The sequence below is a fragment of the Streptomyces sp. MCA2 genome (assembly GCF_023544705.1).
Lineage (GTDB): Bacteria > Actinomycetota > Actinomycetes > Streptomycetales > Streptomycetaceae > Streptomyces > Streptomyces decoyicus.
In genome coordinates this window covers 28,395-45,120 of record NZ_JAMJFM010000060.1, presented here as the reverse complement: position 1 = coordinate 45,120, position 16,726 = coordinate 28,395, and the positions used below count along the sequence as shown (strand labels likewise).

At 72.2% G+C, this 16,726-nt stretch carries 13 protein-coding genes; 3 read left to right on the top strand and 10 right to left on the bottom strand.

The annotated features are described in order from the left end of the window. Positions 1-35 precede the first annotated feature (35 nt). Genes M8I34_RS34960 through M8I34_RS34940 form a run of 5 tightly spaced genes read right to left on the bottom strand, consistent with a single transcriptional unit; the run spans position 36 to position 6,169 of the window. Positions 36-1,079 carry a 2-hydroxyacid dehydrogenase gene (locus M8I34_RS34960; RefSeq protein ID WP_250056686.1) on the bottom strand — a complete coding sequence of 348 codons (1,044 nt, stop codon included), beginning with the start codon at positions 1,077-1,079 and terminating at the stop codon, positions 36-38. A 46-nt stretch (positions 1,080-1,125) separates the two neighbouring features. After that, positions 1,126-1,752 carry a histidine phosphatase family protein gene (locus M8I34_RS34955; protein WP_250056684.1) on the bottom strand — a complete coding sequence of 209 codons (627 nt, stop codon included), beginning with the start codon at positions 1,750-1,752 and terminating at the stop codon, positions 1,126-1,128. Then, positions 1,749-3,263 carry an FGGY family carbohydrate kinase gene (locus M8I34_RS34950; RefSeq protein ID WP_250056681.1) on the bottom strand — a complete coding sequence of 505 codons (1,515 nt, stop codon included), beginning with the start codon at positions 3,261-3,263 and terminating at the stop codon, positions 1,749-1,751. Before M8I34_RS34950 ends, M8I34_RS34955 begins: the two co-directional genes overlap by 4 nt. Beyond that, positions 3,256-4,830 (bottom strand): FGGY-family carbohydrate kinase, encoded by a 1,575-nt coding sequence (locus tag M8I34_RS34945; RefSeq protein WP_250056679.1) that lies wholly within the window; start codon positions 4,828-4,830, stop codon positions 3,256-3,258. Before M8I34_RS34945 ends, M8I34_RS34950 begins: the two co-directional genes overlap by 8 nt. A gap of 13 nt (positions 4,831-4,843) precedes the next feature. Beyond that, entirely contained in the window at positions 4,844-6,169 is a 1,326-nt protein-coding gene (locus M8I34_RS34940) for an MFS transporter (protein WP_250056670.1), read from the bottom strand. A 276-nt stretch (positions 6,170-6,445) separates the two neighbouring features. Between M8I34_RS34940 and M8I34_RS34935 the strand changes: the two genes are divergently transcribed. Next, positions 6,446-7,228 carry a DeoR/GlpR family DNA-binding transcription regulator gene (locus M8I34_RS34935; protein ID WP_250056668.1) on the top strand — a complete coding sequence of 261 codons (783 nt, stop codon included), beginning with the start codon at positions 6,446-6,448 and terminating at the stop codon, positions 7,226-7,228. A 36-nt stretch (positions 7,229-7,264) separates the two neighbouring features. On the opposite strand, the gene M8I34_RS34930 is transcribed toward M8I34_RS34935, so the two are convergent. Both M8I34_RS34930 and M8I34_RS34925 read right to left on the bottom strand, forming a co-directional pair. Then, complete coding sequence (locus tag M8I34_RS34930) at positions 7,265-7,702, bottom strand: SRPBCC family protein (RefSeq protein WP_250056666.1); 438 nt, start codon at positions 7,700-7,702, stop codon at positions 7,265-7,267. Between the two features lie 71 nt (positions 7,703-7,773). After that, positions 7,774-8,550: an SDR family oxidoreductase gene (locus M8I34_RS34925; RefSeq protein WP_250056664.1), complete on the bottom strand. Its 777-nt coding sequence runs from the start codon at positions 8,548-8,550 to the stop codon at positions 7,774-7,776. 211 nt (positions 8,551-8,761) lie between these two features. Here M8I34_RS34925 and M8I34_RS34920 point away from each other — a divergent pair, with 211 nt between their 5' ends. Together M8I34_RS34920 and M8I34_RS34915 are read left to right on the top strand one after the other, a co-directional pair. After that, positions 8,762-9,394 (top strand): TetR/AcrR family transcriptional regulator, encoded by a 633-nt coding sequence (locus M8I34_RS34920; RefSeq protein ID WP_250056662.1) that lies wholly within the window; start codon positions 8,762-8,764, stop codon positions 9,392-9,394. Between the two features lie 230 nt (positions 9,395-9,624). Beyond that, entirely contained in the window at positions 9,625-12,480 is a 2,856-nt protein-coding gene (locus M8I34_RS34915; protein WP_250056660.1) for a M48 family metalloprotease, read from the top strand. Positions 12,481-12,627: 147 nt separating this feature from the next. Here M8I34_RS34915 and M8I34_RS34910 read toward each other — a convergent pair whose 3' ends face one another. From M8I34_RS34910 to M8I34_RS34900, 3 genes are read right to left on the bottom strand one after another with little or no spacing between them, the layout of a single operon-like run. Next, complete coding sequence (locus M8I34_RS34910; RefSeq protein WP_250056658.1) at positions 12,628-13,347, bottom strand: hypothetical protein; 720 nt, start codon at positions 13,345-13,347, stop codon at positions 12,628-12,630. Beyond that, entirely contained in the window at positions 13,344-14,489 is a 1,146-nt protein-coding gene (locus tag M8I34_RS34905) for an FAD-dependent oxidoreductase (protein WP_250056656.1), read from the bottom strand. Before M8I34_RS34905 ends, M8I34_RS34910 begins: the two co-directional genes overlap by 4 nt. Next, positions 14,486-16,507 carry a LodA/GoxA family CTQ-dependent oxidase gene (locus tag M8I34_RS34900; protein WP_250056654.1) on the bottom strand — a complete coding sequence of 674 codons (2,022 nt, stop codon included), beginning with the start codon at positions 16,505-16,507 and terminating at the stop codon, positions 14,486-14,488. The genes M8I34_RS34905 and M8I34_RS34900 overlap by 4 nt, the downstream gene beginning before the upstream one ends. Positions 16,508-16,726: the final 219 nt, after the last annotated feature.

Genomic DNA, 16,726 nt, shown 5'->3' with positions numbered 1-16,726 from the left:
GGACGATGCCGCCCCGACGACCGACTCTTGACGCCTCAACTGGCCGGAAATACACCTGGGTTGGCACAGTTGACCAGTGGCTCCCCGCGCAGATGGCGGCCGGCCTCCGCGGCGACGATCCGTGCCGCCTTGTGCGCGACTTCCTGGCTGCCGCCCGCGATGTGCGGGGTGAGCACGACGCCGGGAGCGGTCAGCAGCCGGGAGCCCGCGGGCAGCGGCTCCTCGGGGAAGACATCGAAGCCGGCGCCGGACAGCTGCCCGGAGTCCAGGGCGTCGCAGACCGCGTCGTAGTCGAGGAGCGCACCACGGGCGCAGTTGACCAGGACCGCGCCACGGGGCATCGCGGCGATCTGCTTGCGCCCGATCATGCCCGTGGTCTCCTCGGTGACCCGGGCGTGCAGGGAGACGATGCGGGAGCGGGTCAGCAGTTCGTCGAGGGGGACCTGTTCGGCGAGGCCGGCCAGCGCCTCGGGGCGGACGTAGGGGTCGTGGACGAGTACGTGGGCGCCCATGGCGGCGAGGACCTTGGCGACCCGGCTGCCGATGGCGCCGAAGCCGATCAGCCCGACGGTGGCGCCTTCGATCTCGATGCCGCAGTTGTCGTAGTCGTAGTAGTCGCCGCGCCAGACGCCCCGGCGCAGGTCGGTGTGGGTGTCGCCGACACCGCGGGCGGCGGCCAGCATCAGGGTGAGGGTGTGCTCCGCGGTGGCCGTGGCGTTACGGCCGGGGGCGTAGCAAACCGCGACGCCGTGCCGGGTGGCGGCTTCGACGTTGGCGTTGACCGGGCCGCCGCGGCTGGTGCAGAACAGCTTCAGATCGGGGCAGTGGGCGAGGATCCGCTCGGTGAGCGGGCCGTGCTCGGTGAGACAGATCTCGACGCCCTGGAGGGCCTCGATCATCTCGTCCTCGCTGCCGGAGGCCTCGATGACCTCGGCGACCGGCCCGAAGGGGGTGTGCGGCCAGTCGAATTGGATCTCGCGTACGTCCAGCGGGATGTCCCCGGCGGCCGCCCGCACGGCCCGGGTGAACAGTTCCGGGCGGATGAAGTGGTTGCCGGCGGCGAGGACGGTGGTGCTCATGAGGGGCTTCTCCTGAGAGGCGGGTGCGGTGCGGGCGGCCGTACGGTCAGTGGAGGGCGGGGGCCCGGTTCAGGGCCGGGGTGTTGAAGCTGAGCAGCGCGGTCCGCCCGTTCTCGATGCGGATCTCGGTGAGGGCGCCGTTGTGCACCTGGGGGAAGACCCGGCGGTAGTCGGCGAGCGGGATGCCCAGCAGATGGCAGAGCAGGACCCGGACGAGGGTGGAGTGCGCGACGACCAGGATCCGGCCGTGCGGCTGCTCGTGGGCGAGGTCGGCGAGGCAGTCGGCGGCGCGCGCGGCGGCGCGGCGCGGGTCCTCCCCGTCGGGCAGATGGTTCCCGACCGGGTCGGCGAGGAAGGCGGCCAGCCGCTCCGGGAAGCGGTGGCGCATCTCGTCCCTGGTCAGGCCCTCGCCCTGGCCGAAGTCGAGTTCGTAGAGCCGCTCGTCGGTGCGTGCGGTGAGGCCGCAGACCCCGGCGGCGGGGGCGGCGGTGAGCCGGGCGCGGGAGAGCGGGGAGCTGGCGACGGCGGTGAGGCCGGCGGTGGCGGCCCAGGTGGCGAGGGCGGCGGCCTGCTCACGGCCGTGGTCGGTGAGGGGCACATCGGTGCGGCCGGCGTAGCGGTTCTCCGCATGCCAGACGGTCTCGCCATGGCGTACGAGGATGAAGTCGGTCACGGTGCTGCCCTCCTGCGGGCGTGGTCGGCCACGGCCTGGTCGAGCCAGCCACGGCGGGTGAGTTCGTCGACGAAACGGAGATGGACGGGGAGGTAGCGGGCGGTGCGGGCCGGTGCGGGCCGGATCTCCCGCTCGATGCGGACCATGGCGGCGGCCGCTTCCCGGAGGCCGGCGCCGGAGGAGGTGGCGGCGAGGACGGCCATGCCGAGGGCGGCCTCGGCCTGCTGCGGCAGCAGTACGGGACGTCCCAGGACATCGGCGCGCAGTTGGCACCAGTAGGCGTTGCGGGCGCCGCCGCCGGTGAGGGTGAGCGGCCCGTCGACGGGCGCGCCGAGGTGGTCGAGATAGTCGAAGCAGAGCCGTTCGAGGCAGGCGACGCCGAGGAGGTAGGCGTGGAACTCGGCGGCGCGGGTGGGGACCTGGCCGAGGACGAAGGGGGTGGCGTCGGGGGCGCGGAAGGGGAAGCGTTCGCCGCCGCTGGAGACCAGGGGGTAGGCGACCGCGTCCGGGTCCAGGGCCGCGGCCCGGGCGGTGAGCGCGTCCAGGTCCTCGCCGGGGAAGTGCCGGGTGAGGACGCCGGCGCCGCTGCTGGAGGCACCGCCCGGCAGCCAGTTGTCGCCCGGTCCGCGGTGGCAGTAGACGACGCCTGCCGGGTCGCGGACCAGGTGCGGGCTGCTGCCCTTGAGGACGAGGGTGGTGCCGAGCACCGAGTTCCAGGCGCCCGGTGCGAGTGCCCCGGCGCCGATCTGCGCGGCGCAGCCGTCGGTCATCCCGGCCACGATGGTGGTCCCTTCGGGGATGCCGGTGGCCTCGGCGGCAGCGGCGCAGACGGTGCCGAGCGGGCTGCCGGGACGCACCACCTCGGGCAACAGGCCCACCGGGACGCCGAGTTCGTCCATGACCTGCTCCGGCCAACGCTCCTCGACGAGGTGGTAGCCGGTCTTGAGGGCGTGGCTGGCGTCGCCGGCGACCTGGTGGCCCGCCAGCCGCCAGGTCACCAGGTCGACCTGGTGCAGCAGCCGGACGCCGGGCCGGCGCGCGGAGGCGTTCTTCAGCAGGGAGACGAGTTTGGGCAGCGCCCAGGAGGGCTGCATGCTGCGGTAGCCCAGTTCCTGCCAGACCGCCTCTCCGGCGGCGTTGACGGCCGCGGCCTCGGCGGTGGCGCGCCCGTCGTCGTACATCAGGCCGGGGGTGAGCGGGGTGCCGTGTGCGTCGGCGAGCAGGATCGTGCCGGAGGTGCCGTCGACGGCCAGTCCGCGGATCCGCCGGGTGTCGACGCCGCCGAGGGCCTCCCGGCACGCGGCGGCCAGCGCGCTCCACCACTTCTCGGGGTCCTGCTCGTGCCGGTTGCCGTCGCGCCGGCCGGTCAGCGGGCGGGCGGCGGAGGCCAGGACCTGCCCGGTGCCGTCGACGGCGACGCAGCGCGCGCTCTGGGTGCCGAGGTCGAGGCCCAGCCAGATGCCGTCGAGGCCGGGGGCGGGGGCGCCGCCGTCGGGGCGCGGGTCAGACACGGGGACCTCCAGGGGTGGTGCCGGCGGGGTGGCCGGTGGTTTCGGTCGGCCGGCCGGGGGCCTCGGGGCGGCGGCGGGCACTCCCCCGCCAGACCGCGCCGCCCCGCCAGCCCGCCTCCCGGGCACGGGCCCGCCACCCGAGGAAGTCCTCGTACAGCGCGGCATAGAACTCCGCGCGCTCCGGTTCGGGCTCCCAACTGCGCTGCATCCGGACGTACTTGGCGGCGGCGCTGTGCATGCTGGTCTCGGCGCCGGTGCGTACCAGGCCGGTGAGGAAGGCGCCCTTGGCGCCGAGTTCGGTGTCGCCGGAGCGGGCGGTGGGCACCCCCGTGGCATCGGCGATCAGTGCACACCAGGCATCGCTGTTGGCGCCGCCGCCGCACAGCCGCAGCTCGCTGACGTCCGTACGGGCGGCGGCCAGCGAGTCCCGCAGGACCAGCGAGAGGCCGTCGAAGACGGCGCGCGCCAGATCGGCGGGCGTGTGCTCCAGGGACAGGCCCCAGAAGGAGCCGCGGGCGCCCGGGTCGAGGAAGGGGGCCCGCTCACCGGCCGGGGAGAGGTACGGCAGGAACATCAGCCCGCGGGCGCCCGGCTCCGACTCGAAGGCCAGCTGCGCCAGCTCCGGCGGTCCGGGCAGATGGAGCAGCCGGGCGGCCCAGCCGAGGACCTCGGCGCCGTTGAGGGTGGGGAAGGCGCGCAGCACCCGTTCGCGTCCGCGGTAGGCGATGTGGACACCGGACGGTTCGCCCCCGGTGTCGATGTCGGTACGGACGATCTCGGTGCACAGCGTCGTCCCGAGGATGCTGCACGCCTGGCCGGGGTTGACGACGCCGACGCCGCGGGCGGTGGCGGCGATGTCGTAGGGGGACATCACGACCGGGAGCCCGGCGGGCAGCCCCAGTTCGCCGGCCGCCGCGCCGGTGATCTCGGCGATCCGCTGCGACTCCCCCAGGACGGTGGGCAGCAGCCGCTCGTACGCGCCGAGGCCGAACAGATCGAGGATGTACGGGTCGTACGCGCCGGTGGCGTGGTCGAGGAACGGGGCCGAGGCATCGGATTCGTCGCTGGCGCGCACGCCGGTGAAGCGCAGGAAGAGCCAGCCGGCGGCGGTGAGCGAAGTGGCGGAGCGGGCCAGCCGGTCCGGGTCGTGCGCGGCGAGCCAGGCGAAGAGGGCGTTGGGCATCCCTGCGCAGGTCAGCGAGCCGTTGCGGCGGAAGGCCGCCTCCAGGACGCCGTCGCGCTGCCAGCCGGTGAGCAGGTCCCCGGCCCGGCCGTCGGACCACAGGATGGCGGGTCCGGTGGGCCGGCCGTGGTCGTCGACGAGCCAGGCGCCGTCGCCCTGGGCGGTGAAGGACACCAGCCAGACCGGGTCGGACAGCCCGTCGAGGACGGTGCGGACGGTGTGGACGACGGCGTCCCAGACGGCGTCCATGTCCTGTTCCGCCCAGCCGGGGTGCGGGCGCAGGACCTCGGTGGCCCGGCGGGCGACGGCGATCTCGGTGCCCCGGTCGTCGAAGACGACGGACTTGATCACCGTGGTGCCGACGTCGATGGTCAGTACGGACATCAGTGGAGTCCTCTCACGCCGCTGCCGGGGCGGCGCCGGCAGCGGTGCCCTCGGGGGCGTCACCGCGCTGTGCCGCGGCGTCCTGCGCGTCCGCCGTGCCCGGCTCGTCCGGCAGCTTCAGGAAGTGGGCGAGCACGCAGCTCACCGCGTACATCCCCGCGAAGATCCAGACAACCCCTTCGACGCCGAGCGGTCCGACGAAGGCCGCGACGACGGCGGGTCCGACGAAGGTGCTGGCTCCCGCGCCCAGGTTGAGGGCGGCCAGCGCCTGCCCCTGGTGCTTCGGCTCCAGAGTGGGCACCAGGGCCGATAGCGGTACATAACCTGCCAGCGTAGCGCCGTAGAACGCGGCGACGAGGAGGGCGAGCGGGAAGTTCGGGCCCGCGGCGTCCGGGACGTAGAAGAGCAGCAGCGTGCTGAGCGTGCAGCCGGCACCGCCGAACCAGGCGATGGTGCGGCGCCAGCCGAAGCGGTCGCCGAGCACGCCGAACAGCAGGTTGGCGAAGATGTTGGTCGCGAACATCGCGCTGAGCAGATGCAGCCACTGGGTGAGGCTGAAGCCGACGGTCCTGGTGAAGTGGATCGGCATGATCACGAAGAAGCCGAACTGCGAGGCGGTGTTGATCACCCGGACGACCGAGCCGACCCCGACCCGGGGGTTGCGCCACAGGATCGTGATGCTGCCGACCAGGGTGGCCACCGGCCCCTCCTCCGTACCGCGGGGCCGCCGTGCGCCGTGGTCGTCACGGACCAGCAGCAGGGCGATCAGCCCGCCCGCGGCCACCAGGACCAGCGCGGCCCACAGTGTGGCGTAGGAACCGATCTGCGGGATGAGCCCGCCGGCGACCAGCGAGCCGAGCGTGGGCAGGCCGCCCGTGAAGGCGAACCAGAACCACCCCATCGCCGTACCGAGCCGGGCGCGCGGTGTCACTCCGGCGACCCAGACGAGGAACCCGTAGGCGAACAGCGGATACCCCAGGCCACGCAGCCCGTAGGCGAGCATCATCAGCGGATAGCTGGTGAGGGGGATGGCGGCGAGGAGGAAGAACAGCTGGAAGGCGGCCCAGACGGCCAGTCCTGTCCACATGACGCGGCGCGGGCCCCACAGGTCGGACAGCACCCCGGAGAGCCAGGCGGCGAGGCCGGCCGCGATCCCGTAGACGGTGAACAGCAGCGCGACCCGGGACTCCGAGATGCCCTGGTCGATGAGGTACGGCGAGAGATAGCCGGACTCGACTCCGTCTCCGATCATGAAGAGGAGGAGTCCGAGGTATCCCCAGGCGAGGGTCGGCGGGATACCCAGGCGTGTGATCAGCGAACGCGGAGGAGAGTTCGTCATCGAATCTCCCTTTCTGCGGCGGCGGGGCAGGAGGGGTGGACGCAGTGATGGAACCGCCGGGCGGAAACGGGCGTCAATGGCCGCCGGAATCTTCGCATCGGGGCCGCGACCTGCCATGTTGTGTCGTACCGGAACCGCATGTGGACGCCGCTGTCGCCGCGCGCGCCATGTGAAATCCATGCGAACATAACGCGGCGAATTCACGCGGCCGATCCCCGCGACGTGGTCGCCCCACCACGTCGGGCGGCCGCACGGGGACCGGAAAGGAGCGGAGCGATGGACCGGGTCGAGGCCCAGGAGGAGCGGCGGCGCCGCATGCGCGACACCGTCATCGCCCGCGGCTTCGTGCGCACCGCGGACCTCGCCGACGAGTTCGGCATCAGCCTGATGACCGCGCACCGCGATCTGGACGCCCTTCAGGCACAGGGCTGGCTGCGCAAGGTGCGCGGCGGCGCGACGGGGCTGCCGTCGGCACAGTTCCACGGCAGTGTCGCGGAGCGGATGGCCACCATGGCGCAGACCAAACAGCAGCTCGCGCGGGCCGCCGCCACCCTGCTGGTCCCCGGGCAGACGGTGCTGCTCGACGACTCCACGACCTGTCTGCTGCTGGCGCACCAGGTGGCCGAGCACACCCCGCTGACCGTGATCACCAACTCCCTGCCGGCCATCACCACCCTCGCCAAGGAGCCCGGCGTCTCGCTGATCACGCTGGGCGGTGTGTACTTCCCGGCGTACGACGCGTTCATGGGCCCGCACACCGCGGACGCGGTACGGGCCTTTCGCGCCGATGTGCTGTTCATGTCCACCACGGCCGTCACCAACGGCCGCTGCTACCACACCTCACCGGAGACCGTGCAGGTCAAGCGAGCCATGATGGAGAGCGCCGGCCGCCGCGTCCTGGTCGCCGACCACACCAAGTTCGCCAAGGGGGGCCTCTACGCACTGGCCCCGCTGACCGACTTCGACCTGCTGATCGTCGACGACGGGCTGGCGGCGGAGCAGGTACGGGAGGTCCGGGCGGCCGGCACCGAGGTGTTGGTGGTGCCGGCCCGGAGCTAGGGAGTGTCTCCCCCTGGGCGGGTAACGGTGTCTCCCCTAGGCCGGGAGGGCGAAGCGTTCTTTGAGGACCTCCAGGCCGGTGGTGTAGATGAGGTCGCCGAAGTGCTTCTCGATCTCGGGGACGAGTGCGTCGGCGGCCTCGTACGTCGCGGCCCAGCGGACCTCGGCACCCGTCTCGTGCGGGTGCACGGACAGCGTGGAGACGTAGTCGGACACGGGGACGGCGGATTCATGGATGGTGTAACGGAGCATCCGGCGCGCGTCGTCCTTCTCCAGGAGCCTTTCCCGGATGACCACTTGGCCGTCGACGGAGAACGCCTGCACCGCCCCGGGCGTCTCCGGATCGGCGCCGTCCTCGACCACCGACGGCGGGAGCAGGGGATGCCAGTCGGCGAGGCCGCCGAACCTGCCGATGAGCTGCCAGACGGCATCGGGGGCGGCGGTGACGACGGTGGTACGGGTCAGCGTGTGCACGGACGGGCCTCCGATGACTGTGGACGGCGATGACTGCGGGGTGCCCCTGACCGGCCGCTTCCCCTCACGGCTCACCATGTGCCGTCGCCTCGCAGTACGGCGTCGGCGCCGCCGTCGATGAAGACGACCTGGCCGGTCACCAGTTCGTTCTCGGGAGAGGTGAGCCAGGTCAGGAGGGGAGCGATCTGTGCCGGCCGGGCATGGCCGTGCAGCGGCATGGGGACGGTCGCGTCGACGATCTTGCGCACGTCGGGACTGGCCAGCATGGGTTCCGTCATGGGGGTGACGACGGTTCCGGGGGCGATGGCGTTGAGGGGGATACCGGCGCCCGCCCAGTCGGCGGTCACGGCGGTACGGCGTATCCACCGTGCGAGGGCGGCCTTGGTCGAGCCGTAGATCGCATAGCCCTCTCCCCGGTCGACCGCTGCCCGGGCGGCGGCCAGCGCCGCTTCCTCGTCACCGGCGAGCGCCGCGTCGGCGAGGGCCGTGTCGTGCGGATGGACGGAGGCGACCGAGGCGATGACGACGGCGCGCGGGTCCGTGCCGGCGGCCAGCAGGGGGCGCAGCCCTTCCAAGGTGGCGACCGCGCCGAAGTAGTTGACGCTGACGGCGCGCGGCTCGAAACCGGCGAGGCCGGCGCCCGCGATCACGGCATCGAGCCGCCCACCGCTCAACTCGTCCGCCCGCTGGACCAGATGGGCCCGGCCATCGGGGGTGGCGAGGTCCGCGACGATGTCGGCGTCCTTGAGGTCGGCGCCGATGACCGTGTGCCCCTGCTCCTTGAGGCGGGTGGCGGTGGCCTTGCCGATGCCGGAGGCAGCTCCGGTGATGAGGTAGGTGCGGGACATGGTGGGCTCCTTCGCTGACGCCGTGCGTTCACCGGTCACTGATCACCGCGCGTCGGCAGGGAGGGCACGACAGCACGGGCACGGCCGAGGGATCGACCGCTGAACTAACGGCTCCTGATCAGTCGTTGATCAACATACGCTTTTTTGGCGTGACGTGCCATCAATTCTCTGTGAGAATACGAGCCAAGGCGAATCACGGCAAGGAGCACACATGGCGGCAGCGCGGGGCCGACCGTCCCTGACGGAACAACGGCGCCTTCAGACCCGGCTGGAGATCGCGGAGGCCGCGGCGGCCCTGTTCGCCGACCGTGGTTACGACACGACGACGGTCGAGGACATCGCCTCGGCCGCGGGCATCTCGCTGCGCACCTTCTACCGCTACTGCCCGGCGAAAGAGGACGCCCTCACCCCCCTCTTCGCCTCCAGCGTCGGCCAACTCGTGGACGTCCTCGCGGAACATCCGGCCGACGAGCCCCTCAGCGCGGCCATCGAGGCGTCCTTCGGGACGGCGACGGCCGAGCGGCGCCTGGAGGACGCCGCGCGGGCCCGCCGGCTGGTGCGGGTCCTGGGGAGCGTCCCCGTCCTGAAGATGCGCTGGCTCGCGGCGGGGCGGGAGATGCAGGAACGGCTCGCGCCCGCGCTGGCGGCCCGCGTGGGCGCCCCTCCCGACAGTCTCGAAGTGCGTCTGCTGACCACCGCGGTGCTGGACGCCTTCACCGTCACCATGGAGCACTGGGCCTGGCAGGACGAGCCTGCGGAACTCGTCGATCTGATGCGCCGCGCGCTGGCGTTCCTGCGGCTCGACGAGCTCCGGGCGAAGCCCGGGTCATCCGTCGGCACGTAGATCTCCGCACATGAGCCCGCCCGCCCCAACTACATTGACCGGGTGGGACGTTGTAGTCGTGAAACACGACGCGCGGAGGCGACGCCGGTGAGTGGGAACGTACGGGATGTGGTGTCCGACGTGACGAGAGGTGCGTCCTGAGCGCCGGCGGCGCACCACCCGCCCGGGATGGTGCCCCGCCCACCCCGGGCGGGACCGAGCCCCGCAGGATCGACCCGCGCGTCCTGCCGATGGGCACCACCCTGCGCTTCGCCGTCCTGGTGCTCGTGATGGTGGTGGCGACCATCGGGATGGTCAACTCGATGTTCGCGCTGGCTCCTTGGGACGACAAGGAGATCCTGTGCAAGTTCGCGGCGGGCTTCGACCCGAACCTCCGGATGGCGGACTCGATACGGCTCGACCTCCGCGGGCTGCGCGAACTCAAGGACTGTGCCCCCGCCGGGGCCATGGTCAAGAACCTGCCCGGCATCGTCGGCGCCGGGCTGGTGCTGCTGTCGGCCGCCGCGCTCTACGCCTGGCTGCCGCGTTGGAAGTCCCGGCGCGGCCGGGTGATCACCCTCGACGAGGCGGCCCCCGACGGGGAGTTGCGGGCCGAGCTGATGCGCCTCGTGGCCACGGCACGGCTGCGTACCGTACCGGCCTTCGTGGTGGACCCGGACTCCTTCGACGCCGGCGCCGTGGTGTTCGGCCGGGCCGGGCGGCACACGGTCTGTCTGCACGCCGGGCTGGTGGCCGCGTGGCGCGGCAACGCCGAAGCGCGGGCCGGATTCCACGCCGTCGTGCTGCACGAGCTGGCCCATCTCCGCAACCGGGACGTCGACCTCGCCTATGCCGTCACGGCGCTGTGGCGGGTCTTTCTGGCACTGGTCGTCGTGCCGTTCACGGTGCTGTACGGGGGCAGCTTCGTCGCGGCGCAGTTCTTCGGCGCCTTCTACGGGGGCGACGCGGTGTTCTGGCCCGCCGGGCGGGCCGGTGTGCTGCGGGCCCTGGCGAGCGCGCTGTTCATGGTGCTCCTCGTGGTGCTGGCGCGCGCCGACACCCTGCGGCACCGTGAGTTGTACGCCGACGCGGACGCCGTCGCCCTGGGAGCACAGCGCCAGATCTGGGACGGTGCCCGCGACCGCGGCCCCCTCGTCGCCGTCCCCACCTTCCTTCACACGGCACGGAGCCGGGTGACCGCGCTGTGGAGCACCCACCCCTCCTGGGCCGTCCGCAGACGGTCCCTGGCCGATCCGGCAGCGCTGTTCTCCCTGGGCACGGAGCAGATGTTCCTGGTCGGCTGGGCCGCCCTCGTCTCCGCCCACACCCTGTCCGGCCTGTGGGGCACCACGGCCGCGACCTGGGCAACCGCCCTGCCCACCGCGGTACTCGTCACCCTCGCGGTCTGGCGGTCCCTCGCCTACGCCGAGCATCACGGTCTGCGCCGCCCCGACGGTCTGCGCCGCCCCGACGGTCTGCGCCCGGGGCTCGCGCTGGGGCTCGGTCTGGCCTGCGGTGAGCTGATGACCGGCATCACCAGCGGCGCCGGATGGCTGCCCGAGCACCCCGAGATCCTGCTGGCGCTCCTGGCCGGTGCCGTGCTGTTCACGCTGTGGACCGTGGCCTGTGCGCGGCTGCGGCTGCGGACGCTGGGCGGCGCCTCGTTGCGCAGGGCGATCTGGCCGTCCCTGCTCGCCTGCTGCCTGCTGGCCGCGGCCGGTGTGAACTGGTGGCTGCGGTTCGGCTTTCTGTACCTGGCAGGAGACATCCTCACCGGGGCCAGCCTGCAACAGCAGACGATCCGGTCATTTCCCGGGCCGTGGAGCGAACACACCACGGAGCTCGACTGGTTCACCGCCACCATGCCGCAGGCCGCGATGCTGGGCACGAGCCTGCTGTTCGCCGGCGCGACGATGGTGCTGTGGGTCTTTCCGCTGGCCCTGTGGCTGCGGCGGACCCGGGTCCACGGCCCGGCCGCCGGCCTGCGGTCGGCCGTGACGGCCGGACTCCTCGGCGGTGTCGTCTGTCTGGCGGGGCTGGTCGGCGTCATGGCCCATATGCACACCTGGCAGCCGCCGCTCGGAGCGTCCAACGGCACCTTCTCGATGCTGTACCTGTGGTGGGCGGCCACCGCGATCTGGGCGGGGGTGGCGCTGACCGGTGCGGTGGTGGCGGTCACCTCCCGGTACCGGTGGCTGCCGCGTGCGCTCGTGGCCGCGGGGGTGGCCCAGTCCGTCGCGCTGGTGGGGAAGTTCGCGCTCGGTTCCGTGGACGGTTGTCTGGGGCCGCTGCGGACCCTGGCCCACACCTGCCACTGGGTGCCCGGCCCGAGCTGGCTGCTCACCCAGCCTCTGGCCGGCCTGGTGCTGCCTTCCGTCCTCGGCGCCGCACTGGTGGCCGTGGCCGCCAGAGGCGCGGCGGCCGCACTGCGTCTGCGGGCCCCGGCGCGACAGCCCCGGCCCGCCCCGAACGCCCCATCGGCCCCCGTGCGCCCCTCCCGCACGCGCTCCTTGGTCACGATGGGCGGCCTGGCTCTGCTGATCGCCGTCGCGGCGGTCGGTCCGGTGGCGGTCGCCGGTCAGCGGCGCGCGACGGCGCAGACCTCGTCCGCCATGACACCACCGCCGCCGCCCAAGGCATCCGAACGGATCCGGACCCTGCAATTGCTGGCGTGGTACACGCTGAGCGGGAAGCGCGATATCCGAGAACTGAGCGCGCATTACGGCGAGTTCCGCAAGCAACTCGACGGCATGGTGCAAGCGGCGAAGGCCCGCCCGCACGAACTGGTCCGCTTCGACTCGCATCGGCTCCGCAGGACCTGCGCCGCGCTCACCACGGACGCGACCACCGCGCGCCGCCTTCCGATCCCGGACCGCGACCTCCAGGACCCCTGGTCGTCCTGGCTCGGCACGACCCTCGACGCGAGCCGCACCTGCGTGAAGCTGGTGGACAGCAACCGCAACAACCCGCAGGAGAACGACACCATGCTCAGGGGACTCGTCCAGGGCTACACCCGGTCGGCCACGGCCGTCGGCCCGGTCGTCCGACAGGTCGAGGCCGCCACCCGCCTCTGGCCCCAGTGGGCGCACACCGGCAAGGGGCGTTAGGGCGTGTCTTCGGAGCGTTGCCCGAGCGAGGGGCCGGACAACGCCCCTCTCCTGCGGGCCCTGCCGCCCCGGTGCCGGACGGCCCGGGTCGCGACGCCGTGTCGCGGCCCGGACCGGGGATGCGGAACGAAGGTGTACCGCGGCAGGTCAGTTGTTGAGGCTGGTGTGGTTCCACCAGCCCTGGCGGCCCACGGTGAAGTCGACCGTCGGGCCATTCCCGTCGATCTTGCCCTGGTACTGCTGGCCCTTCTTCAGCGGACTCTCGACCAGCCTGTCGTGGGCGTCCTGGATCGAGTCGATGACGAGGGTCGGCACCTTCTTGAGCGTCGCCGCGTCGATGGGCTTCGCGGTGGTGACGGTGACGGCCTCGTCCCAGTTCGGGCGCTCGGCGAGCTGGTGGGCGAGGTGGATCTCGTCCCCTTCGCCGAAGAGCAGGTACGTGAGGTACTCGGGGTAGGGCAGCTGTCCGAGCTTGCGGAAGGAGAGGACGTCCTCCCTCTTGCACTCCACCGGGGTCTCGGTCGTCGTCATCTGCTGGAAGTCGCGGCTGCCGTCCGGCTTCACGACGACCCGCTCCAGATGGACGCTGAACTCCTTGCCCTGCTGTAGCTCCGGGAGTTCGAAGTGGTGCGGACAGCGCAGGGCGTAGAAGACCCGCTCGTTCTCGTGCTGCGCCAGGTCCTTCAGGTACATCTCCCGCAGCGCGCCGTTGTCCTTGAGGGTGAAGGTGAACACCGCCTGGTAGTTGTGGCCGGACTGGGGGTTGTACAGCGCCAGGTGGTAGAAGAACAGCTTCTTCTTGCCCAGCAGCAGGAAGCGGTGGATGTGCTGGCCCTCGTCGTGCTCGGGTCCGTTGGTGGGGGTCATGAGAGGGTCTCGCCTTTCGTCAGAGGGGGGTGGGGACGGATGGTCCGCTGTCGCCGGGCCCAGAAGGGGCGGTCGGCCCAGCGGGTTTCCTGGGCGTGCACGGCGCGGTGGCCGTGCTGGTAGGCGATGCGGGCGGTGGCTACCTGCGCCGCGTAGACGGCCTGCGCCGCCCGGTCGCCGTGCAGCCGGGCGTCGACCGCCCGGCCTGCGCTCAGCCCGGTGTAGAGGGCGGTGAGGATGCCCTGGGAGCTGAGCGGGTCGAAGGCGGCCGCCGCGTCTCCGGCGGCCGTCCAGCCGTCGCCGTGCACCCGGTCCAGATGTGCGCTGTGCGCGGGGGCGCGACGGGGTGGCCGCAGGGTGGTGAGGCCGTGCGGGCGGGCCCGGCGGGAGACGTGCCGGGTGGCCCGCAGCCGGTCGTGGAACCGCTCGGCGCCGTGTGCGGCCACGGGCAGGTCGGGGTCGGTGAAGTAGGCGACCAGACGGTGCCGGGAGGGCAGCGGGGCGGTGTACCACCAGCCGTCCTCGTCGGACTCGACCAGCGAACGGCCGTCGGCGACGGTCTCCGGGGCCGGGTCGAGGGTGAGGTGGAAGGCGGTGAGCCGGTCTCCGGTGCGCCGCCGGGCACCGGAGCGGACGGCGATCGCGGCGCCCCGTCCGGTGGCGTCCACCACCCAGCGGCAGCGGACCGTACGTTCCCCTCCCCCGGACCGGTCGCGCAGGGCGAGCCGCCAGGTGCCGTCCGGCTGCCGCGCCGGGCACCGTACGCCGGTGTGCTCGGCGACCTCGGCGCCCGCCGCGCGGGCGGCGGCGCGCAGCCGCCGGTCGAAGAGCGGGCGGTCGAGGTGCCAGCCGTGGCCGTAGGGGTCGTTGATGAAGTCCACGGCGTGCAGTTCGGCCGAACCCCAGGCGGACAGATTGCCGTGGCAGGGCAGATGGCCGCTGCCCAGGACCGGCTCTTCGACGCCCAGGTCGGCCAGGAGCAGCCGCCCCATGGACACCAGTGCCTCGCCGGCCTTGGGCGGGCCGGTGCCCGCGTCGGCCAGCAGGACACTGCGCCCGGCCCGTACGAGGGCGAGGGCGGCGGCGCAGCCGGCCGGGCCACCGCCCGCGACCACGACGTCATAGTCCGGGACGGGGCTCACTGGGTGCCGTGGAAGGGGTCGAGCTTCTCCAGGTATCCGGCGGCGATCGCCTCTTCGTCCTGTCCGGTCGCCTCCCTGACCTCCTGGACCGCCTGCTGTACGAGCATGGACTCGACGGTCTCCGCGGGGACCTCCCCGGTCCAGGCACCGGCCACGCCGGCCCGTTGGGGCACACCCGCCTCGGGTACCTGAATGTTGATGAGGTTGGCGTGGTCGGCGGCCGGCGCATAGCCGGGCTCGGACTCCACCTGGATGGTCTTGGGGAACTTCGCGTCGCCCACGGTGTATTCGTGCGGCTCGACGATGCCGAACTTGAACCAGTCGTCGATCATCTGCCGGCGCTGGACGTTGAAGTTGGTGCCCTTCAGGCCGCGCAGCCATACCGCGCGGTTCTCGAAGGCCTTCTCCCTGGCGCTGTCGTCGGGGCCGGTCGGCGGGGTGTTGACGGTGGCGAAGTCCGACTGCTTGAGCACGTGGTTGGGCATCTGGGCGGGCCAGAAGGTGGGCAGATAGGGGCTGTAGCGGGGGCCGAGACCCGACTGCACCTGGTAGCCGGAGCGGCAGCTCGCCGTGTCGCACTGCCAGGGCGCGGCCATCCAGCGGGTGAGGTCGCCCGGCCCCTGCGCGAACAGCGGGCCGTTCTTGCCCAGGGCGTCCTGGAGGGTGAGAACGTCGCCGTAGTCGCGTTCCGGGTTCTCCTGCGTGCGGTGCAGGATGCGGAACGGTTCGGAGTACATGGTCTTGTGCCGCATCGGCCAGGTGACCTCGCAGCCGGGGTGGAACGCGTCGGCGGCGCAGTTCTCCAGCGCGGCCCGGTCCAGCAGGTGCGGCTGTTCGGCGGCCGGCGCCTCGTCCACGTCCGGGAAGCCCTTGCGGGGCGGGCCGGAGGTGAAGTGGCCCTCGGCCCACAGGGCCAGCATCCGGTCCTGCGCGGCGGAGAGCGTGATGTGCTGCCGGACGGAGGTGGGCTTGCCGCCGGACATGGCATCGCCGTAGAGCCACGGCCAGGGCAGCGGGGACGTGCCGTCCCGGTCGTAGTCGCGCATGTGGACGTAAACCTGGCGGCGGAGCTCCCGGCTGGCCTCGCCCGGGTCGGCGAGCCGCTTGCGCATGGCCGGGTCGAGGAAGTGGTTCGGGCCGGCCCAGCCGAACTGGGTGGCGAAGCCGTGGTTGACCCACTGCAAGTCGCAGAACCGCCGCAGGATCGGCTCGATGTGGTCGGGGTAGGACACCTGCTGCTCGGCGGGCAGGGTGTGCTCGGTGACGAACACGTCGTGGAGCAGGTCGTGGAGGGTGCGGACGGTCTTCACGCCGGGCGCGTAGTGCGGCGGCGCGACCACGGCCCAGGCCGGGGTCGCGGTCTTCGTGGCGCCCCCGATGGTGACCTCCGCCGTGACCGGACCGTCGCAGACGTCGTCGTACCAGGTGTCGTTGTTGGCGACACCGGAGATCGGCGTCTCGGGCGTCGTGTAGGAGGCCGACTTGCCGGCACCGCCGACGACCAGCAGGCGTCCGTCGGTCTGGGTGGAGATCGAGCCCAGGGCGACCGCCCGGGTCATGATCTTCCCGGCGAAGGTGGCGGTCTCGTGCTGGGAGGCGCGGATCGTCTGGCGGCCGGGGTCGATGACGAGTTTCTTGCGCTCCGCTCCCCTGACGTCGAAGTTCCGCCGGCGCCGCTGGGTGTCCGACAGGCCGGTGGCCTCGGGGATGTCGAGCGGGATGTGGAACTGGTACCAGGCGGCCTTCTTGTTGGCCAGGTGCACCGACCACTTGATCTCGGTGACGTCCTCGTCGTCCAGCGTCAGTTCCCTGACGACCTCGCCCGCCTGGTTGTAGCCGTAGATCCGGAAGCGGGCGGCCTGCCGGATGATCTTCCCCGAGCTGTCCTTGTACGAGCCGGGCGGCAGTGCCGGCTGGTCGGGTGACTCGGGGCCTATGAAGGGCTGTTTGTCACTGTTGCCGACCCGGGCTATGCCTATGGCGGGGTGGATCTTCACCTGTGCGATCTGCTTGTCCATCGAGGAGCCTTTCACTGGGCAGGTGGATGCCCCCCAAGGCCTCAAACGTAGGATCGCCGTCGTTCGTACTGTGACATCGAGGCGTCACAATGGGTGCACGGATTCACCCTTTCGAGAGGCCGACACGCCGAGCCGCTCCGGGCCCGCTCACGGACCGTGACGGTGGCCGTGGACCGGCACCACCGGGTACGCCCGGCGGAAAGCCGCGTCCGGTGGTGC